The following is a 22,643-nucleotide window of genomic DNA, read 5'->3' as shown; positions in this document are numbered from 1 at the left end:
TGAGAAATAGTGATTTTGCATATGCTTCATTGGAATGGCTCATATATTTAGATAAAGAAGAAAATCGACATCTTTAAACTTGGATGTCATAAGAAGAGGTGAAGTTTGTGAGTACCATTAAAATTATCCCATTAGGCGGCGTTCGTGAAAATGGAAAAAACATGTATGTCGCAGAAGTGGGCGAGGATATTTTTATTTTAGATTGTGGGCTAAAATATCCTGAAAATGAGTTGTTGGGGATCGACGTCGTAATCCCTGATTTTACGTATTTAGAAGAAAACATTGATCGTGTAGCTGGTGTCTTTTTAACACATGGACATGCAGATGCGATCGGGGCACTTCCTTACTTGTTGTCAAAAATTTCTGTACCAGTATTCGGGACAGAGTTGACGATCGAGTTAGCAAAATTGAATGTCAGTCGTAATGAAGCAGCCAAAGGATTTAAGGATTTCCATGTGGTAGATGAGCATACAGAAATAGACTTTGGTGAAACAGTAGTGAGCTTTTTCCGTACCACTCATACGATACCAGATTCAGTGGGGATCAATCTGAAAACAAAAGAAGGTAGTATCGTTTATACGGGAGATTTTAAATTTGACCAAACGGCTATCCCAATGTATCAAACAGATTATGCACGATTGGCGGAAATCGGCAAAGAAGGAGTCTTAGCCTTACTAAGTGAATCGGCAAATGCAGAAAATCCTCAGCCTGTAGCTTCTGAAGCCCAAATAGCAGATGAAGTATTTGATACGATCAAATATTGGGAAGGGCGTATCATCGTCGCTTGTGTAGCAAGTAATTTGCAACGAGTGCAACAAGTATTGGATGCAGCAGAAAAAGCACAACGAAAAGTTGTCTTGACTGGTCAAGATTTCGAACGAATTATTCGCACAGCGATGCGTTTAGAAAAACTTCAATTACCAAGTGAAGATCTGCTTGTTACGTTGAAAGACATGAAAAACTATGATCCAGAAGAACTGATCATTTTAGAAACTGGCCGAATGGGTGAACCCATCAAGTCTCTGCAAAAAATGGCAAACGGTACACACCGTAATGTCAAGATTGAAGAAGGAGATTTGGTTTATATCACTACTACGCCAAGCATCGCGATGGAAACCATCGTGGCGAAAACGGAAGATATCATTTATCGAGCTGGTGGAACAGTGAAGTTGATCTCTGAGAATATGCGCGTTTCTGGCCATGCCAATCCTAATGACTTGCAATTAATGATCAATTTGATGAAACCAACATATTTTGTGCCAGTTCAAGGAGAGTATCGTGAATTAGCTGCTCATGCAGATTTGGCTCATGCAGTAGGGATGCCATACAAAAATATCTATATTACTGGACGCGGAGACGTGCTGGAATATAAGAACAAGCGTATGAGTGTTGTAGGAACTACAAGTGCAGAAAATGTAATGATTGATGGATTAGGCATAGGTGATATCGGAAACATTGTTTTACGTGATCGAAAAATCTTGTCAGAAGACGGGATTTTCGTAGCGGTTGTCACTATCAGTCGGCGAGAAAAGAAAATCATTTCAAAACCTCAAATTACTTCACGGGGATTCGTTTACGTAAAAGCTAGCCGTGATCTGATGAAAGAAAGCAGCAATATGATTGAAACAATCGTTGAGAAACATTTAGAAAGCAATGATTTTGAGTGGAGCAAATTAAAGCAAGACATCCGAGATCAATTAGGCCGTTACTTATTTGAACAAACAAAACGCCGCCCAGTGATCTTGCCAGTCATTATGGAAGCTACTCAACGTCGAAATAAAAAATAAACAAAAAGAGTAAGATGAACCTCTCTATAGAGTGCTCGTCTTGCTCTTTTTTTGCGAAAAACAAATAATTTTTGAATACAGCATCCCTCGCTTTATAATAAACGATAGAATAAAGGGAGTGAATCAATGATGAGTCAAACAAAAGTCGAACGTTATTTAGAAGAACAAAAGATCAGCTATCAACCACTTGATTTTAGTCATGTGGTAGAAGAATCTTTCACAGAAGAACTACAAAAAAGAGGGATTGATCCAGCTTTGATATGTAAAACTCTCGTAGTGAAAGGAAACAAAACTGGGGTGATCATCGCATTGATTCCTTTGAACGATCACTTAGATTACAAAAAAACGAGACAAGTGACGAAAGATCGTAAAGTTGGTTTTCCTGGAATGGATTTTGTATTAATGCATACAGGATATCCCCACGGAGCAAACACCCCTATTGGAATAAAACTCGCACATCCTGATTATTGTTTTTTAGCAGACAGTTCTTTAAAAGAAAAAGAAGAAGTAATTGTGTCAAGCGGTGAAATCGGGAGAAGCCTTCGGATAAAAGTAGCCGATTTAGAAAAGATCGTCCATCCTATTTACGCTGATTTAATTAGTTAAGGGACGAGAAGAGAAGCTAAGCAGAGCAGAGACCTCAAACTTGAGATTATATCTGCTTGGTACTTGGTGCATCCTGTATTATCTGTTACAATTGCTTTGTACATACTGTACTATCAATCCAATGAAAATATATTTAGCAGCTATATTTTTTCATTGATGTGCAAGTGATGAAATCGTTTTTAATAAAAAAGATACAGAGAAAACGCGAGGTGTAAAATATGAAAATTACGTATCATGGACATTCCTGTTTAACAATTGAAATGGAAAATGGCCAACGCGTGATGATTGACCCGTTTATTACAGGAAATCCATTGACAGACTTAACTGCAGAAGAAGTAAAGACAGATTGGTTGCTGATTACTCATGGTCATAGTGACCACATAGGAGATATGATTCCTATTGCAAAAGAAAATCAAGCCACAATTATCAGTATTGTTGAGATTGCTGATTATGCGAACAGCAGAGGAGTAGATTCATTCGGTATGAATATCGGTGGAAAACATGCGTTTCCATTCGGCGTGGTAAAATTCGTACATGCACAGCATAGTTCAAGCTATGAAGTAGACGGTATCGTTCAGTATATGGGCGAGCCTAGCGGAATTATTATTCAAGCAGAAGGAAAAACGATTTATCATGCAGGGGATACTGCTTATTTCAGTGATCTAGGATTGCTTGCAGAAGAATTCGATATTGATGTCGCTTTCTTGCCGATTGGCGATAACTATACGATGGGGCCAGAAGATGCAGCAAAGGCTGCGCAAACAATTCGTGCCAAGAAAGTAGTTCCAATCCATTACAATACTTTCCCTGTCATTGAACAAGATCCCGAATCTTTTGTAGAGTTACTGGAAGATAGTGAAGGAAAAATAATGAGCGTCTCGGAAACGCTGGAAGTGTAGGCAGAAAATGGCGACAAAACATGATTTGATTTTAGAATATATTGAAAGTTTACCTGTTGGCAATCGAATTTCTGTAAGAAGCATCGCAAAAGAATTGAATGTCAGTGAAGGAACAGCGTACCGTGCAATCAAAGATGCAGAAAATGTCGGACTAGTTTCAACAATTCAACGAGTAGGGACCATCCGTATCGAACGCAAATTAAAAAAACATATTGAACGTTTGACATTTGGCGAGGTCGTCAGGATCATTGAAGGGGACGTTTTAGGCGGGGCGGCAGGATTAGACAAGGTCTTGAATAAATTCGTCATCGGCGCGATGACTAAACATGCCATGGAACGCTATATTACGCCAGGATCACTAATGATCGTCGGCAACCGGGCGGAAGTCCAAAAATTAGCATTGGAAGATGGCGCCGCAGTATTGATCACAGGAGGATTCAATACGACTGCTGAGATTGCAAAGCTAGCTGATGATCTTGAAATGCCGATCTTACGCACCTCTTATGATACATTTACAGTCGCAACCATGATCAACCGAGCGTTAAGCGACCAATTGATCAAAAAAGATATCATGCTTGTCAGTGATATCTATATGCCAGCTGAAAAGACTCATTATTTGCAGCAGACAGATACGATTTCTGATTATCAGCGTTTGTCAGAAGAAACGCAGCATTCGCGTTTTCCAGTCGTCAACCGCCATCATCGTTTGATGGGGATTGTTACGGCAAAAGATGTTTTAGGGAAATCGCCAAACCAGATCATCGATCGGGTGATGACGAAAGAACCAATCAGTGTAAAGAAAACAATGAGTATTGCCTCTGTTAGCCATCAAATGATCTGGGATGGGCTAGAAGTCATGCCGGTCGTTTCCGATGACTTGACATTGGAAGGCTTGATTACCCGGCAAGATGTAATGAAAGCGATGCAGCTTGTCCAGCGACAACCGCAGATTGCAGATACGATTTCGGATCAGATATCTGGAAATATCCATACGATTGATACTGACCGTGAAGGAAATCGTTTGGAAAACCCTAAGTTCAAATTCGTAGTAGCACCACAAATGGTCAATGGCGTTGGAACCATTTCTTTTGGCGTACTTAGCGAAATCATTTCTGATGTCGCACAAAAAACAATGGTGATGAACCAAAAACGAAATATCTTGATTGAACAAGTGAACCTACATTATTTGCGGCTGATCCAATTGGAAAGCGAATTAGACATTCGTCCACGTGTATTGGAAATCGGCAGACGTTCCGCTAAACTGGATATCGAAGTGTTTATTGAAAACACCATCGTTTCCAAAGCAATCGTTGTTTGTCAAGTAATGGAACGTTCTTAGAAAGCAGGAGTGAAATGACAGTACAGCAAGAAATAGTAGATACAATAAAAAAATACGATAAAATCATTATCCACAGGCATTTGCGCCCTGATCCTGATGCATTAGGATCACAAGTAGGATTAGCCGAACTATTACGGGAAAGTTTCCCAGAAAAAGAAATACGTCAAGTAGGTGAAACGATTGAAGGGCTTCGCTTTTTAGCAGAAATGCAAGAAGTTGAAGATGTCTTCTACCAAGGAGCGCTAGTCATCGTGACTGATACAGCTAATTCACCCAGAATCAGTGATCAAAGATATCAGTTGGCAGAAAAACTGATCAAAATCGACCATCATCCCAATGATGACCCTTATGGAGATCTTGTGTGGGTAAATACAAAAGCAAGTAGCTGTAGTGAGATGATTGCAGAATTTGCTTTGATGTTTCCTGAATCTTTAAAGATGAACGTTAAGGCTGCACGGTTACTTTATGCAGGAATCGTCGGAGATACAGGGCGCTTTTTGTATCCCTCCACGACGTCCCGTACATTAGAGATTGCTTCGATATTGAGAAATTATCCATTTGATGCAAGTGCTTTGAACAGAGAGATTGAACAAATGCCGATGAAAGTCGCTAAACTTTCCGGTTATCTTTATCAAAATATCCAGGTGGATGAAAATGGTGCAGGAAGAATAATCCTTCCGCAAGAAATTCTTGATAAATATGGAATCGATGATTCAGAGACAGCTTCGATCGTTTCACTTCCTGGAGTGATTGACGAAGTGCTGGCTTGGGGGATTTTTGTTCAGCAGCCTTCAGGGTATTACCGCGTACGTTTACGTTCTAAGGGGCCGATCATCAATGAATTGGCTAAACGCCATCATGGAGGAGGCCATCCATTAGCAAGTGGTGCGAATGCAAAAGATTTAGCAGAAGTAGAGGAAATCTATAAAGAGATCCAAGATATATGCCAATCGTATAAGAGCAGAAAAACAGAATGATACTTCGTTCGAAAACGTGCCTTTTGTAGTAAAAATCACAAATGTATCTTTTCAAGATCTTCTTTTTCCGTTACAATAGTGCTCACTAAAGATTTTAAAGGAGAAAGAAGATGACATTACCAAATTGCCCAGAATGTGGCTCAGAGTACACATATGAAGATCGAGGCTTGTTGATTTGCCCAGAATGCGGGAACGAATGGAACAAAGAAGAACAAGAAACTGTCATAGAAGACGGATTAGTGGTATTAGATGCAAATGGAAACCGTCTGTTAGAGGGCGATAGCGTGACAGTGATTAAAGACTTGAAAGTAAAAGGTGCGTCAGGTGCCATTAAACAAGGAACAAAAGTCAAGAACATCCGTTTAGTAGAAGGCGATCATAATATCGATTGCAAGGTAGAAGGATTTGGACCGATGAAACTGAAATCGGAATTTGTGAAAAAGAATTAAAGAATATTCAAGGTCTTTTCACATTCTTTTCCTACTACTAATGATAAAATAAAGTAAACGAAAAGGAGTGAAACGAAAATGTATGGTTATGGAATGTATGGTTTTTTAGATCCGACATTTCTTTTGGTCATTCTTGGATTAGTTATTTCCGGAATTGCGTCAGCGTACGTCAATAGTACTTTCCGAAAATACGATCAAGTGAGAAGCAAAAACAATGTGACTGGTACACAAGCAGCACAATATATATTACAAAGTCAACAGATAAATAATGTCGGTGTTCAACAAATTGCCGGAGATCTCACAGATAACTACAATTCAGGTAATAAGATGTTGAGTTTGTCTCAAGCAACTGCACAGTCTACTTCAGTTGCTGCGATAGGTGTAGCAGCTCATGAATGCGGACATGCGGTACAAGATGCTTCGGGTTATGTCCCATTGAAGATTCGTGCAGCACTTGTTCCAGCAGCTAACTTTGGTTCGATGATTTCGTTCCCCTTGATTATGGTAGGTGTATTGCTTAGCTGGAACTCTACGTTAATCAATATCGGGATTTTCGCTTTTTCTTTAGCATTACTTTTCCAATTGGTGACATTACCAGTCGAATTTAACGCGTCTCGGCGAGCAATCCAAATTTTGAGTGAAGGCGGACTACTGACGGAAGAAGAAGTACCGATGGCAAGACACGTATTATTTGCAGCAGCACTGACTTATGTTGCAGCAGCGCTTTCGACATTCCTGCAGCTGTTGCGCTTGATCTTATTGTTCGGCGGCAACCGAAGAGATTAAAATAAAGAAGTTGTGAAATCAGCGCTTTGATCTGAGCTAATACCGAGAGTTAGCTGATTGAATACCATTTATTTGGAATAAGAGGATGTGACAAGAATTTTGTCACATCCTCTTTGTTTTGTTCTCATAACCTTTTTTCATATACAGTTCATGAACCGCTTTTATTAACTCGCCAAATAACACTGTATTGTGCGTTGTATCCAGATAGAAAGTCTCCGTTTCATCTGAAATTTTCTCATGCTGATCTGTAATGATCAAATCAGCATGTTCTGAATATGCGGTAATTTTAACAGCATCTTTGCGAAATAACTGCTGCAAATGGCTTTGAAGATGATAATTTCCTGTAAACTGTTTGGTTATCTGCAAATGGATGAGTAACTGCTCTTTCGTTTCTGTTTGTAGTAAGTGTTGGATCAATTGACTAAGGTATTGACTGATTTGGTTTCTTTCCCCATTTTTTGAAAAAATTGTATCGATTTTTTCTCTTAATTTCTTTTCCTGTATAAAAGAACTAGAATGATTGGACGTGGCTTCTGGAAAGCAAAGTGTAGAAAAACTACTGCTGGATTCACCCAACAGTTTGAAAAAAACAACTGCCAACACAAGAAAATAAAAATAAATTGGTATTTTATTTTCTAAATGGTTGAGAGGAAACTGTTGAGTTAAGTAAGTCATCAATTGACCGACTTGTCGACAAATAAGGTTTTTGCTTGTGGAAAATAAAAAACCAATCTCCTGTTTTTGTCGAAAAGAGATTTGATTTGGAAAAAAACAATAGAAAAAATAATTAAAGTAGGCTCTCTCTGTTTCTGTCTCTTCACAAGGGCGACTCACTGAAAAAGAAGTAAAGTATTCTGAATAATCATGTGTATGCTGCAATAAGTCCATCAATTCAGTGATTTCAGAAGAAGTTTTTGGAAAATATGCCTGTTGTTTGTTTCGTAATATGAATAAAGTTAACAGCAAGTAGATATTTTTTTCTTGTTTTGAAATTTTTTCTATTTGCTCATCTGTACTGTTCATTTTTAGTGCATTTAATTCAAGTGAGGAAAATGGCCAATCGTTACCTCCAAATGTATCTGAAAGAAAAAAGTAAAGATAGAGACGGATAGATAACTCATTTCCTTCAAGAGTACAGCAATTTTTTACAGATAGGATCCGTAAATGGAATTTTTTTAAGGAATGATTGAGCTGTTTTGTCAGTTTTTCGAGATAGGAGGGCGATATATAAAGTTGTTCAAGTAAATATTTTTTTGGTACAGCAGTTTGTGGATAATTGATTAGTAACATCAAATAGTTAAAACGATTGGATTCTTTTAGGTAGCATAATTTTAACTTAGAAAAAACAGCTAACTTTTTAGTTTGATCGGTTTCTTTGGTTTGGATCTCTCCTTTATGATTAGAATAAATAAATTCATCAATCAATAAAAATTGCTTGAGTGATACATTTATTTTTCGGATCAGTTCTTTGATTGTCCGTTTTGGAATATGTAAGTCATTGGATAATTCTTGTAAAGAACAATTATTTTTTTGAATGACCATTTGTAGAACAAGTAACTCTTTTTTTCTTGCTTCAATTAGCATAAATACCTCCTTTTTATTCTGTTTTTGTATATAGTTAGACAAAAACTGTGAGTGGAAAGTCATTTCAGTCTGTGTTATTCTCACAGAGTGTCGCCTTCTTTTTTATATAACGTTATTTAATTTTTTTGTTACCTTGTTTATTCTATTGTTTATTTCCTAGGGTATTTTGTCAAGATATTCTTGTTTTTAAGGCGGAAAAATTAATTTTTAATGGATATAACTAAATATGTTTTGATAATTATCAATAATATTTTTAGAATTATTTATGTTATTTATTTATGGGTAGATGAAAAGAGACGGAGGTAAGAATGATGGGGAGAGTAACAAATTATAGTAAAGAATATTTGCTGTTCAAAAGTATGGTATACGTGGAAGAATATGGAATGAAGTCAATTACTGCAAGAGAGTTAGCAGAGTTCTGCGGTTGTTCTACATACCCGATTTATACACATTTCAAATCAATCAGCGGGTTAAAAGAGAAGATATTAGAAGAAATCACTGTTTATTTTGAAAACTACTTAGCTGAATGCAGTTCCGATGATGTTTTAAGCATTGTCTACTTATTGAAAGATTTTTTTTCTATCCATGAAAGTATTCGTGAAATCATTGCAAAATCTGATTTAGACATGGATTCGCTATTTAAGCGGCCATTTTTCTCATATGTCAAAGGTCACACGAAGATCAAAGAAGAAAAGTCGCTTGAATTGGTATGGCTTAATGCATTGGGAAGTTTGCGCTCAGATGATTCTTCTCAAGATTTTCTTGAAATGATGAACGCTGTTTGGGATAAAAACGAGGTGACGGATGAATACTTGGAAAATATCTTAAAGGAACAGTCACCTTAGGCAGCAACATGAAAAAGTAGATCAGCCACCTTTATTTTTCGTAAAAAAGATTGTAAAATGTCTAACGAAACATTGGAATGAAGGAGGAAGCGACAACGTTACCACAGCAATTTATCAAAAAATATCGTCTTCTTTTAGGCGAAGAAGCATCCGATTTTTTTTCTGCGCTTGAACAAGGAAGCGTGAAAAAAGGATTTCGGTGGAATCCACTAAAACCGGCAGGATTGGACATGGTCCAAACTTACCATAGCGAAGAATTACAACCCGCTCCCTACAGCAATGAGGGATTTCTTGGCACTGTCAATGGAAAGTCTTTCCTCCATCAAGCTGGGTATGAATATAGCCAAGAACCAAGTGCAATGATCGTTGGAACAGCTGCTGCAGCAAAACCCGGTGAAAAAGTTTTGGATTTGTGTGCGGCTCCCGGTGGTAAATCAACCCAATTAGCTGCTCAAATGAAGGGGAAAGGGTTATTAGTGACGAATGAGATCTTTCCGAAACGTGCGAAGATTTTATCAGAAAATATAGAACGATGGGGAGTTTCGAACGCAATAGTGACAAATCATGCACCCGCAGAACTTGTCCCTCATTTTTCGGGCTTTTTTGATCGGATCGTGGTTGATGCTCCTTGTTCAGGAGAAGGAATGTTCCGAAAAGATCCAAATGCAATAAAAGAGTGGACAGAAGAATCTCCGCTATACTGTCAAAAACGTCAGCAAGAGATTTTGTCTTCAGCAATAAAAATGCTAAAAAATAAAGGACAACTGATTTATTCGACTTGTACGTTTGCACCAGAAGAAAATGAAGAGATCATTAGCTGGCTTGTAGAAAATTATCCAGTAACGATTGAGGAGATTCCTTTGACTCAATCCGTTAGTTCAGGACGTTCTGAATGGGGAAGCGTAGCTGGTTTGGAAAAAACAATACGTATATGGCCTCATAAAGATCAGGGTGAAGGACATTTTGTTGCAAAGCTGACTTTTCATGGACAAAATCAGATGCATAAAGAAAAGAAGACACGAAAAAAAAGTAAAGTGCAAATGACAAAAGAGCAGGAAAAACTCTGGACGGAGTTTTCAAATGATTTTCATTATGAAGCTACTGGAAGACTTTTAGTGTTCAACGACCATCTTTGGGAAGTTCCTGAGTTAGCCCCTTCTCTCGATGGTTTAAAAGTCGTACGTACAGGTTTGCATTTAGGAGATTTCAAAAAGAATCGATTTGAACCTAGCTATGCATTAGCGCTTGCTACAAAAAAGATAGAGAATATACCTTGCTTGCCGATCACTCAAAAGGAATGGCAATCTTACACAGCAGGAGAAACATTTCAACGTGATGGGAATCAAGGATGGGTTTTGCTAGTATTAGATAAGATACCTGTCGGATTTGGGAAACAAGTAAAAGGAACAGTAAAGAACTTTTTCCCTAAAGGATTGAGATTTCACTGAGTGGATTAGTTCGTTTATTTTTTTGTCTATGCTATGATGGAGATAGATAAAAAGGAGCTGATACTTATGAAAACATCAACAAAAGTAACAATCGGATTAAGCGTAGCAGCCGCTGCCAGTGTAGCGACAGCAGTCGTTGTATCGGGAAAAGTAATGGAAAAGATCCATCATATGACTACTCGGACGAAAGTAAAAAAATTCGTCTATGACAAATTTGATGGAAATGAAAAATTACTAGAAATCGTAGATGGTCTTTCAGATAGTGACTTGGATTCTTTGATGGGAATGTTAGCAAAAATCAAATCAGGAAAAAAGAAAATCTCTGTTTATGGTGATTCAATCAAAGATTCAACCGAAGATGTAAAAGACCGGCTAATGCATTTTGTTGAAAAAATGATGTAAGAGAAACTAGCTTTTGAACACTATTCATTCGAAATAAGGGGTTGTGACAAAATTATTGTCACAACCCCTTTAATCTATCTTTAATTATGTTCATGAAGCAATAAAAGATAGCAAAACAGTAAATCGTTGGCTTTTTTTAGATTGAAACCAGACTGTTCTTGAAATTTTTCGATTCGATATTTTAGAGTATTACGATGAAGAAACAGTGTTTTTGCAGCAGAGCTGACATTGCCTAATTCATTCCATAATTCTTGAATGATCACTTCCATTTCATTTTGTTTGATCAGTTCTATGTAACTTTTGATCAACTTACTATCTTTTACAGTATCTTTTGTATAGTAATGTAAAGCCACATCTTGCATAGAAAAAGTACGGCTGTGAGTATAAAGATTGTTTTGCTCTGTTAAAAAAATTTTTCTTTCTTCAGCAAACAAAGGGACGAGGTCGGTGCCAGGTGAATGGAAAGAACCAACGAATACAGACGTTGTCGTATCAAAATCAGCATCTAAAGATAGAAAAATACCGTTGATTTCAGTAGCATCAAGATAATCACGGTTTATTTGTTCGACTAAGAGCGCATCTGTGTCTGTATAAAAAAAGAAATCAGCAGAATAGCGAAATAATTCCAAAATAGTATCTTGCCATTCTTTTTTTAAGAATTCTCCTTTTGATTCGACGTGAAGCTGGATCAAACGAAAGCTTTTTTCTTGAACACAAGAAGCATCTTTAAAAAGATAGTGATACCATGGGTGTTTTTTTTGATCGTTGATTACAGGGAATAACGCTTTCAAAAGGCTGGTTTCTTGTTGAGATAATGAATCTTGTTTGATCCAGATAAAAGCATCATCAATTGCAAAAGAAAGGATATCCGCTTCTGATGCTGGAGAGTTTTTTTTCTGTGCTTGTGGGTAAAGAGCAAGTAATTTATCCATTTTCATCTTGTTCACCTCTTGTATTTATTTTACCATAGAAAAAAAAGTTAGTTACAGCCTTTTTATCATATGCTAAAGTAAAACAAGAAAAAACAAAGGCAGGGAAGGGTAATTGGTAAATACAAATCTTGATGCAGTAGAAAAAGAAAAATGGATGCGCCTTGCATTGGCAGAAGCAAAGAAAGCAGAAATGCTTCATGAAGTTCCGATTGGAGCAGTGGTTGTATTGGATGGAAAAGTGATTGGAAGAGGATATAACCTTAGAGAAACCACGCAAGATGCTACTACACATGCAGAAATGCTTGCAATCAAGGAAGCCTGTGAAAAAGTGGGAAGCTGGCGCTTGGAAGATGCTGCACTTTTTGTTACCTTAGAGCCTTGTCCTATGTGCAGCGGCGCGATGATTTTGTCTCGTGTAGCAGAAGTTTATTTCGGCGCGTATGATCCAAAAGGCGGAACAGCCGGTACCTTGATGAATCTTTTGGAGGACGAGCGGTTTAACCACCAAGCATATGTAGAAGGTGGCATTTTAGAAGACGAATGTGGGATGATTTTGACTGACTTTTTCCGAAAGCTCCGCCAGCGAAAAAAGAAATTAAAAAAAGACTGGTCAACGAATGAAAAATAAGGTATACTATTCTTTGCCGAAAGGCTAGGACAATGGTGGGCTTGTGAAGCGTGTCAGGTCTGGAAGGAAGCAGCACTAAGCAGGTTCCGCCATGTGTCTGATTATAATGAAACGACAACAGACTTTCGGGTCTGTTTTTTTTATTTTTATAGTACTGTAAAAATGAATGTTCCTGATTTTTTAGCCAGACTGATTTATCGAATATTGTACTTATACAATTTGCTTCAAGGCAGGAAAAACTCTGAAATAGAGCTTGTTTCAATGGAAGAAAAAGCTGCCTATGGTATGATAAAGATAAAGAGAGGCGAGAGGGTACATGGAAAAAATAGTGATTTTACATACGAATGATCTGCATTCTCATTTAGAAAATTGGCCAAGGATCAGAAGGTTTTTGGATCAACGTAAACGAGAAAACGAAAAGAAAGAAAAAACGACAACGATTGCAGTAGATCTAGGTGATTTTGTGGATCGTTGGCATCCATTGTCAGAAGCAACGAATGGACAGGAAAATATCTTGCTGATGAATGAAGTTGGTTATGATGCAGCGACGATAGGAAACAATGAAGGCGTAGGAAATTCCAAAGAAGAGTTGAATCATTTATACGATCATGCTGAGTTTGATATCATCCTGGATAACTTATTCGATAAAAATACGCTCCAGCCACCGGCATGGACGAAACCATATAAAATCATTACAACGAAACACCAGACGAAAATCGGACTAATTGCATTTACTGCTCCATTTCCGCTTACTTATAATCCGAATGGCTGGGACATACGGAATCCTTATGATATTTTGCCAGAATTAGTCGAAGATTTACGTTCACAAGTGGATGTTTTAGTTTTGATGAGTCATCTCGGGATTCAGGATGATTTCCAAATTGCAAAAGAAATACCAGCAATTGATGTTATTTTAGGATCGCACACCCATCATTTATTCAGAGAAGGTCACGTAATCAATGATGTCCAAATAGCAGCCGCTGGAAAGTACGGGCAGTATGTCGGTGAAGTCCATTTAACCATCGATGAAGAGAAAAAAATCCTTAAGCATTCAGCCAAAGCCATCCCTACCGAAACAATGACAGCTTTTACAGAAGATGAACAAGAAATAAATAGTTATCTAGAACGTGGGCATGAATTATTAAAAGAAAAAGAAGTAGCAGATTTGCCATTTTCTCTGAGTCTAGATATCTTCAATGAGCATTCGTTTATCCAAGTAGCCTTTGAGGCGGTGAAAGAACGAGGAAAGACGGAAGCAGCAATATTAAACAGTGGTCTGTTTTTAACTGAAATTCCAAAAGGGCGGGTCAATCAGGATCAGCTTCACACTGCGTTGCCGCATCCGATGCACTTGTTAAATGTCACATTGGGTGGAAATGATCTGATCCGCTTAGTTTTAGAAATAGAAAAAAATCGTAACTTTTTACGTAACTATCCTATGAAGGGAATGGGATTTCGCGGTAAGATTTTTGGGCAGATGGTCTATAATGGAATCACATATGATTCTATTAACCATCAAGTCTTTTGGAAGAACAAGCCAATCGATCTGAATAAAAATTATACTTTTACTACCGTAGATCATTTGATGTTTGTTCCATTTTTTCCAACGATTGAGATTGCTGGAAAAAATGAATTTTTGTTCCCTGAATTTATCCGAAGTGTGGTAGGAGATTACTTGAAAGCTCACTACCCAATCAAATAAAAACAAGGTATAATAAAAAAGATAGGTGGTGAACGCATGTCTGCAAAACAAAATGAACAGCAGAACGTTGAGCATAAAACAGAAATTGCTAAGAAAAAATCATCAGCTGAACAGGAAACAACAGTCACCGAAGAACTGACAGCTGCTTTGGAAGAAATCGTTGAGGAGCCTAAAGCAGAAAAAGTCAAAGGCGAGCTAGTGACACTGTTAGATGACAGTAATTTTTTGATAGGTGAAAGACATTATCGGCTTGTGTCCGATTATCGTGAAGGATTTAATGCAGAAAAGCTTGGAGAACGTTACAGTGATGTACTAGCCCGATATGATTATATCGTAGGAGATTGGGGTTATGAACAACTACGCCTAAAAGGATTTTTCCAAGCGGATAATCGACGGGCGCATCCAGATCAGCGAATCGATTCCTTGGAAGACTATCTTTACGAATATTGCAATTTTGGTTGTGCGTATTTTGTCATCGAGAGAATCGGCGGTAAAAAAGAAAAGACAACTCAGCGCCGAAAAAAGAAAAAAAACCATAATCGTGCGTATATCGATGAGAAAAAAGGACCAGTCGCATCTAATCGCAAAAAACCGGTTATTAAAAATCGAAAAACAGAGTCAGCAAAAACCTCTGAAAAAGTAAAAAAACAAGAACAACCTAAACAAGTAGAAAAAACAAAAACAGCATTTACGATCAGAAAAAGGGAAGAGTAGTGGATGAATGGACTATAAAGGATATTTAATTGATTTAGACGGAACGATTTATCGTGGGACACAACCCATACCGGCCGGTAAACGATTTGTGGAAGAATTGCAAAAAAGAAAATTACCTTTCTTGTTTGTTACCAATAACACGACTAAGTCACCAGAAACAGTAGCTAATCGTCTAGCAGATGAGTTTGACATTCATGTAGCTCCAGAGACAGTCTACACAGCTACTTTGGCAACAATCGATTTTATGAAAGCAGATGGAAAAGGGAAAAAAGTCTATGTTATCGGAGAAGCAGGATTGATTGACTTGATTTTAGCTGCCGGATTTACATGGGAAGAAGAGACTCCTGACTATGTAGTGGTAGGCTTAGATAATTATCTGACCTATGAAAAAGTAGTTAAAGCAACACTTGCTATTCAAAAAGGTGCTACTTTCATTGGAACGAACCCAGATAAGAATATACCTACTGAACGCGGCCTTCTTCCTGGAGCAGGGTCAGTCATCTCTTTTGTAGAGACAGCAACCCAAACGCCGCCGATCTACATCGGAAAACCAGAAGCCATCATTATGGATAAAGCCGTTGAAGTATTAGGGCTGCAAAAAGAAGAAGTAATCATGGTTGGAGATAACTATGAAACAGATATCCAAGCTGGGATACGCAATAATATAGATACTTTGCTCGTTTTATCAGGTTTTACAAAAGAAGAAGATGTACCTGGGTTGCCTATCCCAGCTACCTATGTGAAACAATCACTGGATGAATGGAGCTTCTAATATGAAAAATTCGAGATGGCAGTGGATGGAATATGCTGGATTGTTCAGCCTATTTCTGACACTGATCAGTCTGGCAGTTGGTGTGACGATCAACTTTCGACCACTATACGTATTTGATATCGGACATTTGCAAATTTTGGATTATACTTCTTTAGATCAAGAGACGTTACTGAAAAATTTTGATCACCTAATGAATTATCTCAATAATCCCTTCAAAACCATCCTCAGCTTGCCAGATTTCCCAGTTTCTGCTAGCGGAGCCCATCACTTTTATGAAGTGAAAATTTTGTTTTTAGTGGATTATGCTGTGTTTTTCATCACTTTGATCCCGAGTATTTTGTTTATCAAATATTTGCAAAAGAATGATCGGCTTTGGCGGTTGATTCGTCCGTTTCAAATCGGCATGTTACTGCCAGTTGTTTTCGGTTTTTTCATGATGATAGGATTTGATCGCTTTTTTATCCTTTTTCATGAAACGTTTTTCAACAACGATGACTGGTTATTCGATCCCGTTACTGATCCAATCATCAATGTACTTCCAGAAGAATTTTTCATGCATAGCTTTATCTTATTTTTTGTATTATTAGAATTATTTTTTGCTGTTTTTCTTTTCTTAGGAAAAAATAGCTTGAAACAAACAAAAAAGAAAGAACTCGTCTAAATAGACGTTTTCTTTCTTTTTTTGTTGAATTATTGAGTAAGGCGACTTCTTTTTTCTGGTTCTTTGTGTGCTAATCGACTGGCAGCAGCAGCGGCGATCGCTCCGACGATATCATCTAAGAAGGTATGGACATGAACGCCATCGTGGCTGTTTAGTTCTTTTAAAATACCAGGTTTCACCTTGTCGATATAACCATAATTCGTAAAGCCGATCGTACCGTAAACATTCACGATTGACAAGGCTAGGATCTCATCGATACCGTAAAGGCCTTCGTCATCTTCGATAATATGTTGCAACGGACTCATCAATTTTTTCTTTTCTGCTAATATATCTAATTGGATTCCAGTGATAATGGCGTTATGTACTTCACGCTTTGTTAGCACGCTGTTGACACTTTCAGTACAATCCGCCAAAGTCAAATCAGAAATATAGTCTTTTTGTAAAAACATGACAAGTTGTGCGATATCTTCTACAGTTACGCCACGTTCCTTCAATAGTTCTCTTGCCTTTTCTTCTAAAGTCTCAGTTTTGACGACCATATTATTGCTCCCCCTTTATTTTTTCTTTCTCTATTTCATGTTAACGGAACATGAAAAAAATGCAAGAAACTGCTTTCGGGTTTAACTTGAAATGCAAAGAGATATAAAAAATCAACTAGGACGAAGATTTTTATCGTATAAGCTTGTGCTGTGACCAGGCTGAGTTCGTTCCTTTGGATTAATATAGTGTAAAGCGTTGTTCACTGCAGTAGGTGCTTCACCGAGCCCAGTAGCAATCAGTTTCACTTTTCCTTCATAGGTACAGATGTCACCAGCTGCATAAACGCCTGGAATAGAAGTAGACATATCTGATTTTACAGTAATGGCATTTCTGGTACTATCAAGTCCCCAAGAAGAAAGATGTTCTAAATTAGAAGAGAATCCATAATTGACGATCAGAGAATCAATCATCAAATCAATCGTCTCGTCACTTTTCACTTTTTTTAACCGGATATCTGTCAGTTCCCCATTATTGCCTGATAATCCATCGATGAGATAGGGAGTAAGCAAGTTGACAGATGAAGATTTCAAGCGTGATACACTATGTTCGTGCGCACGAAATTCCTGGCGACGATGAATCAAGTAAACTTCGCTTGCAATAGGCTCTAACATCAACGCCCAATCGATAGCAGAATCACCACCTCCAGCAATAGCGACTTTTTTTCCAGCATACTTCATCAAATCATTCACGAAATAATCCAATCCGTGGTTTTCAAATGATTCAGCATTATCTAAATTCAATTTTCTTGGCTGGAATGAACCATTTCCTAAAGCTAAAATGACTGCTTTGGAATAATGGATGCCTTTATTTGTAGTAATCTCGATAACTTCGTCTTCACGAGTAAGCGAGAGAACTTCTTCTTTTAAATGGAATGTATGGTTAAAAGTAGTTAATTGTTTTTCTAATTGATCGATTAATTCACTTGCTTTTATTGCTGGATACCCAGGAATATCGTAAATATATTTTTCGGGATACAAAGTTGCTAATTGACCACCAAGTTGAGGTAGACTGTCAATGATTTTTGTTTTAGCTTGGCGCATTCCTGCGTAAAAAGCGGCAAACATCCCTACAGGACCTGCACCGATGATTGTAATGTCATAGATTTCCATAAAAATTCCTCCCTTTTCACACTATAGCAGAATTTAATTGAGAATGCTTCTCAAAAATGTTTGAATTCGAAATCGAAACGGTAAGTTATAGAATGTATCTAGTGATGAAAAATAAAAGAAAACAAATCTAGTATTTTTACGAGAGGTTAGGTATTATGTTATTATTATTATGAAGTATGCAAATATTAGGAGGAAACAATATGGCATTCCCACAACTAGATTTAAAAAGTGAAAAAGGACCAAAAGCTGTTATCAAAACAAACCGTGGTGACATTACTGTTCAATTATTCCCTGAACTAGCACCGAAGACGGTTCAAAATTTCATTGAACTTTCCAAAAAAGGTTATTATGATGGCGTGATTTTTCACCGCGTTATTCCTGATTTCATGATCCAAGGCGGCGATCCAACTGGAACAGGAATGGGTGGCGAAAGTATTTATGGCGAAAGTTTTGAAGATGAATTCAGTCGTGAACTGTTCAACCTTCGCGGAGCTTTATCTATGGCAAATTCAGGTCCAAACACAAACGGAAGCCAATTCTTTATTGTAAATAACACAAATGTGCCAGCTAATATGCTTGGACAACTAGAAGGTGCTGGATTCCCATCAGAAATCATTGAAGCGTATAAAGGTGGCGGAACTCCTTGGCTAGATTTCCGACATACAGTCTTTGGACATGTACTAGAAGGGATGGACACAGTAGATGAAATCGCAAATGTACAACGTGGTCCACAAGACCGACCTGTACATGATGTAGTGATTGAAACAATTGAAATTTCAGAATAGTTTGGTATGGTACGGAGTAATTATGAAAAAGGACGAAACCTAGTAAGGTCTCGTCCTTTTATTTTGAATAAATGATTTAATCGATTGTCTCTAAAGCATACTTGATTCGATTAAGTCCTTCCAGTAAAGTTTCTTCTGGACAAGCAATATTCAAGCGCATATGCCCATGACCGGAAGGACCAAACGTGATGCCAGGATTTAATACGACTTTTCCTTTCCGAACAAGAGTGTTCTCCAATTCTTGGTCGTCTGAAATATAGGCGGTAAAATCTAACCACATTAAGTAAGTTCCTTCAGGGTTCATTATTCTCACTTTCGGAAGATACTGTTCAAAAAACTGATTAACTGTTTGAACATTTTTTTCTAGATAAGGAATCAGTTGGCTTAACCATTCTCCACCCGTCTCATAAGCCGCTTGGGTTCCAATCAGTCCAAAAGTGTTGATTTCGTGCTGTTGGTTCATCACTAAATGTTTTTCAAAATCAGCTTTCATCTCTGGATTTTTGATAAATACCATTGAATTTTTGATTGCAGCTAGATTGAAAGTCTTGGTTGCGGAAGTAAAAGCAACTAGTAGATCATCTAAATTAGGATCAATCGTTAGCATGGAAGTAAATGTATGATCGAATAAAGTTAAATCTTGATGGATCTCGTCACTAAACAGAATCACTTGATGTTTTAAACACAATTCGCTTAACTGTTTCAATTCTTCTTTGCTCCAAACACGCCCTCCAGGATTGTGAGGATTGCATAAAATCATTGCTTTTACATTGTTTTCTTCGATTTTTTTCTCCATGTCAGACAAGTCCATGATGAAATGATTATTTTTTTCTAGCAAAGAGCTTCGAACGATGTGACGTTGATTTGTTTCTATAATAGAGGAAAATGGAGGATAAACTGGGTCATGAATCAAAATAGAATCGCCTGGTTTTGTAAAAGTTTGTACTGCTGCAGCTAAACTAGTTAACACACCACTTGTAAAAACGATATTTTCTTTCGTCAACTCCACAGCATGGTGTTGGCGTTCCCAATGAATGATAGCCTGATATAGTTTATCAGACAGAGTGGCATAACCAAAGATTCCATGTTTGATGTATTCACTAAACGCTTTAGCTACCCCACCGGGAGACAAGAAGTCCATATCTGCTACCCACAAAGGAAGTAAGTCATCCATTTGATATGTCTCAGCAATTGCGTCCCATTTTACACTTTCTGTATCTTTTCTTGAAATCTGTTTATCAAATTCGATCATCTTAAGACCTCCAGTCATTTTCGTCGCTTCTTTTTTTGAGCTATTTACAGTATAATGATAAATGCGAAGAGAGGGAAGTAGATGACTTATAAAATTGGACAAATAATTGAAGGAAAAGTGACAGGGATACAGCCTTATGGCGCATTCGTTTCTCTTGATAACGAGACGCAAGGACTTATTCATGTTTCAGAAGTACAATCCGGTTATACGAAAAATATCCATTCATTGTTAAAAGTCGGACAGCCAGTAACAGTTCAGATCATCGACATTGATGAATATTCCAAAAAAATCAGTTTATCTTTAAGAACGTTAGAAAAAACAAATCCAGCTGTTCCATATCGCAGAAAAAGGTATTTCACGAATAAAAATCGTAAGATCGGATTTACCACTATTGCGGAGCAGTTACCTATTTGGATAGAAGAAGCATTATCTGAACTAGAACGGAAAGAAAATAAGAAATAAAAAGTGTATTTTTTCTGAAAATGTGCTAGAATTTTTATGTAAGCCATAGAACAAGTTGATCGAGGTGGAAATTTTGGCAAGCAAAAGAGTTGCTGGTACAATTATGTTGCATTTGGAGGATGGTACTAAAAAATTTTTGGTCCATTCAATTGATGACAAGTTGGAATTTGCGTTAGCGGAACTTTCTGAAGGAAAGACTGGTTTAGCGAATATACTTAATTTCTTAAAAGAAATAGTTCATATCGATGTTAGCAAGATTAGTTTGATGGAATTGACAAATACACATATTAAAGAGGAAAATGTTCCGTTGTTTGTCTTTGAAACTGAACAAAAGAATCAAAGAGAAGAATTAGGCGAAGGATATATTTGGGAAGAACCAGGTCAAATGCGCTCTGTTCTTGGAACTTACGAAGTAGAGGGAGTGCCTTTCTTCTAAAATACAGATTAAGCGAACAAAGAAGTTTGAATTTTTTTCAAACTTCTTTTTTTATTGTTTGGTCCAAAAAATACAATGAAATGTTCTGCTAAAGATAGTTTTTTAGTGCATTTTATTTTCAAAATATGTTGAAAACGGTTGTATAACGAATAATAATAATTGATCGAAAAATCATTTCACAAAGTAATGCTTAATTTATAGTTGACCAAGGAAGAAATACATGATAAATTTAACAGCGTTGATTCTGAAGTGGATGTTATATCACATTTCTAAAAAATTTAAAAAATAGTTATTGACATGTTACTAACGACATGATAAGATAACTGAGTCGTTAAAAAAGAACCACTTGCGAAGCTTGATTCTATCGAAAAAAACTTCAAAAAAGTTCTTGACAAATAACAAACGATAAGTTATGATAAATGAGTTGCTGAAAGATTTCGAAAAACGAAATCGAAAAAAACTTTTAAAAAAGAGTTGACAATCGCTTGTCTCTCTGATATGATATAAAAGTTGCTACGGCAGCCAAAAACGAATCGGGAAACACTCCCGATGAAGTAGACCTTTGAAAACTGAACAAAGTAAGACAAACCAAATGTGTAGGGCGTCTTGATTCAATTCAAGACAACAAACATTTTTAACAAGCAAGCAATATGCTAGCAAACAAATTGAGCTTAACAATCGCAAGATTGTTCGAACTTTTTATGAGAGTTTGATCCTGGCTCAGGACGAACGCTGGCGGCGTGCCTAATACATGCAAGTCGAACGCTTCTTTTTCCACCGGAGCTTGCTCCACCGGAAAAAGAGGAGTGGCGAACGGGTGAGTAACACGTGGGTAACCTGCCCATCAGAAGGGGATAACACTTGGAAACAGGTGCTAATACCGTATAACAATCGAAACCGCATGGTTTTGATTTGAAAGGCGCTTTCGGGTGTCGCTGATGGATGGACCCGCGGTGCATTAGCTAGTTGGTGAGGTAACGGCTCACCAAGGCCACGATGCATAGCCGACCTGAGAGGGTGATCGGCCACATTGGGACTGAGACACGGCCCAAACTCCTACGGGAGGCAGCAGTAGGGAATCTTCGGCAATGGACGAAAGTCTGACCGAGCAACGCCGCGTGAGTGAAGAAGGTTTTCGGATCGTAAAACTCTGTTGTTAGAGAAGAACAAGGATGAGAGTAACTGTTCATCCCTTGACGGTATCTAACCAGAAAGCCACGGCTAACTACGTGCCAGCAGCCGCGGTAATACGTAGGTGGCAAGCGTTGTCCGGATTTATTGGGCGTAAAGCGAGCGCAGGCGGTTTCTTAAGTCTGATGTGAAAGCCCCCGGCTCAACCGGGGAGGGTCATTGGAAACTGGGAGACTTGAGTGCAGAAGAGGAGAGTGGAATTCCATGTGTAGCGGTGAAATGCGTAGATATATGGAGGAACACCAGTGGCGAAGGCGGCTCTCTGGTCTGTAACTGACGCTGAGGCTCGAAAGCGTGGGGAGCAAACAGGATTAGATACCCTGGTAGTCCACGCCGT

Annotated in this window: 23 protein-coding genes, 1 rRNA gene and 1 other RNA gene (1 of these 25 running past the window's edge); 20 read left to right on the top strand and 5 right to left on the bottom strand. The window is 37.8% G+C overall.

The features are described from left to right. Positions 1–107 precede the first annotated feature (107 nt). The 7 genes from PYW34_RS09750 to PYW34_RS09720 all read left to right on the top strand — a co-directional run bounded on the left by PYW34_RS09750 (position 108) and on the right by PYW34_RS09720 (position 6,843). The gene (locus PYW34_RS09750) at positions 108–1,787 is read left to right on the top strand and encodes a ribonuclease J (RefSeq protein WP_002334387.1); all 1,680 of its coding nucleotides are present in this window, start codon (positions 108–110) and stop codon (positions 1,785–1,787) included. A 126-nt stretch (positions 1,788–1,913) separates the two neighbouring features. Further along, positions 1,914–2,393: an aminoacyl-tRNA deacylase gene (locus tag PYW34_RS09745; RefSeq protein ID WP_002287132.1), complete on the top strand. Its 480-nt coding sequence runs from the start codon at positions 1,914–1,916 to the stop codon at positions 2,391–2,393. Between the two features lie 218 nt (positions 2,394–2,611). Beyond that, complete coding sequence (locus tag PYW34_RS09740) at positions 2,612–3,292, top strand: metal-dependent hydrolase (protein ID WP_002287133.1); 681 nt, start codon at positions 2,612–2,614, stop codon at positions 3,290–3,292. A gap of 7 nt (positions 3,293–3,299) precedes the next feature. Next, complete coding sequence (locus tag PYW34_RS09735; RefSeq protein ID WP_002287134.1) at positions 3,300–4,631, top strand: DRTGG domain-containing protein; 1,332 nt, start codon at positions 3,300–3,302, stop codon at positions 4,629–4,631. A 14-nt stretch (positions 4,632–4,645) separates the two neighbouring features. Beyond that, positions 4,646–5,608, top strand: a complete 963-nt coding sequence (locus PYW34_RS09730; protein WP_002287135.1) for a DHH family phosphoesterase — start codon at positions 4,646–4,648, stop codon at positions 5,606–5,608. A gap of 110 nt (positions 5,609–5,718) precedes the next feature. Next, complete coding sequence (locus PYW34_RS09725) at positions 5,719–6,057, top strand: zinc ribbon domain-containing protein YjdM (RefSeq protein WP_002287137.1); 339 nt, start codon at positions 5,719–5,721, stop codon at positions 6,055–6,057. 78 nt (positions 6,058–6,135) lie between these two features. Beyond that, positions 6,136–6,843, top strand: coding sequence for a zinc metallopeptidase (locus PYW34_RS09720; RefSeq protein WP_002287139.1), 708 nt, complete (start codon positions 6,136–6,138; stop codon positions 6,841–6,843). 102 nt (positions 6,844–6,945) lie between these two features. On the opposite strand, the gene PYW34_RS09715 is transcribed toward PYW34_RS09720, so the two are convergent. Then, positions 6,946–8,427 carry a helix-turn-helix domain-containing protein gene (locus PYW34_RS09715; RefSeq protein WP_002296077.1) on the bottom strand — a complete coding sequence of 494 codons (1,482 nt, stop codon included), beginning with the start codon at positions 8,425–8,427 and terminating at the stop codon, positions 6,946–6,948. A 308-nt stretch (positions 8,428–8,735) separates the two neighbouring features. On the opposite strand from PYW34_RS09715, the gene PYW34_RS09710 reads away from it, so the two are divergent. From PYW34_RS09710 to PYW34_RS09700, 3 genes are all read left to right on the top strand, one after another. Beyond that, complete coding sequence (locus PYW34_RS09710) at positions 8,736–9,272, top strand: TetR/AcrR family transcriptional regulator (protein WP_002287143.1); 537 nt, start codon at positions 8,736–8,738, stop codon at positions 9,270–9,272. A 77-nt stretch (positions 9,273–9,349) separates the two neighbouring features. Beyond that, complete coding sequence (locus PYW34_RS09705) at positions 9,350–10,720, top strand: RsmF rRNA methyltransferase first C-terminal domain-containing protein (protein WP_002287145.1); 1,371 nt, start codon at positions 9,350–9,352, stop codon at positions 10,718–10,720. A 66-nt stretch (positions 10,721–10,786) separates the two neighbouring features. Further along, positions 10,787–11,122: a hypothetical protein gene (locus tag PYW34_RS09700; RefSeq protein WP_002287147.1), complete on the top strand. Its 336-nt coding sequence runs from the start codon at positions 10,787–10,789 to the stop codon at positions 11,120–11,122. Positions 11,123–11,202: 80 nt separating this feature from the next. Here PYW34_RS09700 and PYW34_RS09695 read toward each other — a convergent pair whose 3' ends face one another. Then, on the bottom strand, positions 11,203–12,060 hold the full coding sequence (locus tag PYW34_RS09695; protein WP_002287150.1) for a helix-turn-helix domain-containing protein: 858 nt from the start codon (positions 12,058–12,060) through the stop codon (positions 11,203–11,205). A gap of 106 nt (positions 12,061–12,166) precedes the next feature. Between PYW34_RS09695 and tadA the strand changes: the two genes are divergently transcribed. From tadA to PYW34_RS09665, 6 genes are all read left to right on the top strand, one after another. Continuing rightward, positions 12,167–12,682, top strand: coding sequence for a tRNA adenosine(34) deaminase TadA (gene tadA / locus PYW34_RS09690; protein ID WP_002287154.1), 516 nt, complete (start codon positions 12,167–12,169; stop codon positions 12,680–12,682). A gap of 21 nt (positions 12,683–12,703) precedes the next feature. Further along, an RNA gene (gene ffs, locus PYW34_RS09685) (signal recognition particle sRNA small type) lies at positions 12,704–12,790 on the top strand. 208 nt (positions 12,791–12,998) lie between these two features. After that, on the top strand, positions 12,999–14,384 hold the full coding sequence (locus PYW34_RS09680; protein ID WP_002287155.1) for a bifunctional metallophosphatase/5'-nucleotidase: 1,386 nt from the start codon (positions 12,999–13,001) through the stop codon (positions 14,382–14,384). Positions 14,385–14,420: 36 nt separating this feature from the next. Then, positions 14,421–15,098 (top strand): YutD family protein, encoded by a 678-nt coding sequence (locus tag PYW34_RS09675; protein ID WP_002287156.1) that lies wholly within the window; start codon positions 14,421–14,423, stop codon positions 15,096–15,098. A gap of 7 nt (positions 15,099–15,105) precedes the next feature. Further along, the gene (locus PYW34_RS09670; RefSeq protein WP_002333429.1) at positions 15,106–15,870 is read left to right on the top strand and encodes a TIGR01457 family HAD-type hydrolase; all 765 of its coding nucleotides are present in this window, start codon (positions 15,106–15,108) and stop codon (positions 15,868–15,870) included. A gap of 1 nt (position 15,871) precedes the next feature. Then, on the top strand, positions 15,872–16,531 hold the full coding sequence (locus PYW34_RS09665; RefSeq protein ID WP_002287161.1) for a TIGR01906 family membrane protein: 660 nt from the start codon (positions 15,872–15,874) through the stop codon (positions 16,529–16,531). A 29-nt stretch (positions 16,532–16,560) separates the two neighbouring features. On the opposite strand, the gene PYW34_RS09660 is transcribed toward PYW34_RS09665, so the two are convergent. Then, entirely contained in the window at positions 16,561–17,070 is a 510-nt protein-coding gene (locus tag PYW34_RS09660) for a phosphatidylglycerophosphatase A family protein (protein WP_002287163.1), read from the bottom strand. Between the two features lie 111 nt (positions 17,071–17,181). Further along, complete coding sequence (locus PYW34_RS09655; RefSeq protein ID WP_002333430.1) at positions 17,182–18,180, bottom strand: NAD(P)/FAD-dependent oxidoreductase; 999 nt, start codon at positions 18,178–18,180, stop codon at positions 17,182–17,184. Between the two features lie 200 nt (positions 18,181–18,380). On the opposite strand from PYW34_RS09655, the gene PYW34_RS09650 reads away from it, so the two are divergent. Continuing rightward, a complete protein-coding gene (locus PYW34_RS09650; RefSeq protein WP_002287167.1) occupies positions 18,381–18,965 on the top strand; it encodes a peptidylprolyl isomerase in 585 nt (194 codons plus the stop codon). A 76-nt stretch (positions 18,966–19,041) separates the two neighbouring features. Here PYW34_RS09650 and PYW34_RS09645 read toward each other — a convergent pair whose 3' ends face one another. Next, on the bottom strand, positions 19,042–20,217 hold the full coding sequence (locus PYW34_RS09645) for a MalY/PatB family protein (protein ID WP_002296072.1): 1,176 nt from the start codon (positions 20,215–20,217) through the stop codon (positions 19,042–19,044). An 81-nt stretch (positions 20,218–20,298) separates the two neighbouring features. Here PYW34_RS09645 and PYW34_RS09640 point away from each other — a divergent pair, with 81 nt between their 5' ends. The 3 genes from PYW34_RS09640 to PYW34_RS09630 all read left to right on the top strand — a co-directional run. Then, positions 20,299–20,679: a CvfD/Ygs/GSP13 family RNA-binding post-transcriptional regulator gene (locus tag PYW34_RS09640; RefSeq protein ID WP_002287231.1), complete on the top strand. Its 381-nt coding sequence runs from the start codon at positions 20,299–20,301 to the stop codon at positions 20,677–20,679. Positions 20,680–20,752: 73 nt separating this feature from the next. Next, positions 20,753–21,115: a hypothetical protein gene (locus PYW34_RS09635; protein WP_002287172.1), complete on the top strand. Its 363-nt coding sequence runs from the start codon at positions 20,753–20,755 to the stop codon at positions 21,113–21,115. A gap of 697 nt (positions 21,116–21,812) precedes the next feature. Continuing rightward, positions 21,813–22,643 (top strand): 16S ribosomal RNA (locus PYW34_RS09630) (it continues 729 nt past the right edge of the window).

This window comes from Enterococcus faecium, assembly GCF_029023785.1.
Taxonomy (GTDB): domain Bacteria; phylum Bacillota; class Bacilli; order Lactobacillales; family Enterococcaceae; genus Enterococcus_B; species Enterococcus_B faecium.
The sequence above is the reverse complement of the archived record's forward strand: the minus strand, read 5'-3'. Positions and strand labels throughout refer to the sequence as shown.

What these genes read in the sequence shown, in the direction of transcription:
- PYW34_RS09745 (WP_002287132.1), top strand. Translation starts at nt 1,914, where the DNA reads ATGATGAGTCAAACAAAAGTCGAACGTTATTTAGAAGAACAAAAGATC.
- PYW34_RS09740 (WP_002287133.1), top strand. Translation starts at nt 2,612, where the DNA reads ATGAAAATTACGTATCATGGACATTCCTGTTTAACAATTGAAATGGAA.
- PYW34_RS09735 (WP_002287134.1), top strand. Translation starts at nt 3,300, where the DNA reads ATGGCGACAAAACATGATTTGATTTTAGAATATATTGAAAGTTTACCT.
- PYW34_RS09730 (WP_002287135.1), top strand. Translation starts at nt 4,646, where the DNA reads ATGACAGTACAGCAAGAAATAGTAGATACAATAAAAAAATACGATAAA.
- PYW34_RS09725 (WP_002287137.1), top strand. Translation starts at nt 5,719, where the DNA reads ATGACATTACCAAATTGCCCAGAATGTGGCTCAGAGTACACATATGAA.
- PYW34_RS09720 (WP_002287139.1), top strand. Translation starts at nt 6,136, where the DNA reads ATGTATGGTTATGGAATGTATGGTTTTTTAGATCCGACATTTCTTTTG.
- PYW34_RS09715 (WP_002296077.1), bottom strand. Translation starts at nt 8,427, where the DNA reads ATGCTAATTGAAGCAAGAAAAAAAGAGTTACTTGTTCTACAAATGGTC.
- PYW34_RS09710 (WP_002287143.1), top strand. Translation starts at nt 8,736, where the DNA reads ATGATGGGGAGAGTAACAAATTATAGTAAAGAATATTTGCTGTTCAAA.
- PYW34_RS09705 (WP_002287145.1), top strand. Translation starts at nt 9,350, where the DNA reads ATGAAGGAGGAAGCGACAACGTTACCACAGCAATTTATCAAAAAATAT.
- PYW34_RS09700 (WP_002287147.1), top strand. Translation starts at nt 10,787, where the DNA reads ATGAAAACATCAACAAAAGTAACAATCGGATTAAGCGTAGCAGCCGCT.
- PYW34_RS09695 (WP_002287150.1), bottom strand. Translation starts at nt 12,060, where the DNA reads ATGAAAATGGATAAATTACTTGCTCTTTACCCACAAGCACAGAAAAAA.
- PYW34_RS09680 (WP_002287155.1), top strand. Translation starts at nt 12,999, where the DNA reads ATGGAAAAAATAGTGATTTTACATACGAATGATCTGCATTCTCATTTA.
- PYW34_RS09675 (WP_002287156.1), top strand. Translation starts at nt 14,421, where the DNA reads ATGTCTGCAAAACAAAATGAACAGCAGAACGTTGAGCATAAAACAGAA.
- PYW34_RS09670 (WP_002333429.1), top strand. Translation starts at nt 15,106, where the DNA reads ATGGACTATAAAGGATATTTAATTGATTTAGACGGAACGATTTATCGT.
- PYW34_RS09665 (WP_002287161.1), top strand. Translation starts at nt 15,872, where the DNA reads ATGAAAAATTCGAGATGGCAGTGGATGGAATATGCTGGATTGTTCAGC.
- PYW34_RS09660 (WP_002287163.1), bottom strand. Translation starts at nt 17,070, where the DNA reads ATGGTCGTCAAAACTGAGACTTTAGAAGAAAAGGCAAGAGAACTATTG.
- PYW34_RS09655 (WP_002333430.1), bottom strand. Translation starts at nt 18,180, where the DNA reads ATGGAAATCTATGACATTACAATCATCGGTGCAGGTCCTGTAGGGATG.
- PYW34_RS09650 (WP_002287167.1), top strand. Translation starts at nt 18,381, where the DNA reads ATGGCATTCCCACAACTAGATTTAAAAAGTGAAAAAGGACCAAAAGCT.
- PYW34_RS09645 (WP_002296072.1), bottom strand. Translation starts at nt 20,217, where the DNA reads ATGATCGAATTTGATAAACAGATTTCAAGAAAAGATACAGAAAGTGTA.
- PYW34_RS09640 (WP_002287231.1), top strand. Translation starts at nt 20,299, where the DNA reads ATGACTTATAAAATTGGACAAATAATTGAAGGAAAAGTGACAGGGATA.